Below are 281 nucleotides of genomic sequence, written 5' to 3'. Positions count from 1 at the left end.
ACAAATGGTCACGACCAATGAACATCTGCTTTAACGCCATAAGGTATTTTAGTTTTCGTGTACCGATACGCGGTTGAACCATGCGCTCTGTGCGCACAAAATCAATGACTTGTGCCTCATGTTCATCACGCCGTAATTGTCTCACCCATTGCTGATAGTACGCTTGGCGAGAGATGTGTAAATAGCTGCAAGCTTGGGTGACAGACAATCCCGGTATCACCTTTTCCTGGATGACTTGCCTTTGCGCTTTTTTACAACGCGTACTCCATGGTCTTTTTCCA

The 281-nt window shown here is 45.9% G+C and carries 1 pseudogene; it reads right to left on the bottom strand.

The features are described 5' to 3' along the window. Nucleotides 1-208 (bottom strand): annotated as a pseudogene (locus FM019_RS20890) (IS3 family transposase); the annotation flags it as partial. Nucleotides 209-281 lie beyond the last annotated feature (73 nt).

The organism is Aliiglaciecola sp. M165, from assembly GCF_007197995.1.
In the GTDB taxonomy this organism is placed as follows: Bacteria; Pseudomonadota; Gammaproteobacteria; order Enterobacterales; family Alteromonadaceae; genus Aliiglaciecola.
Note: the sequence above shows the minus strand (reverse complement) of the source record. Positions and strands in the feature narration are given on the sequence as shown.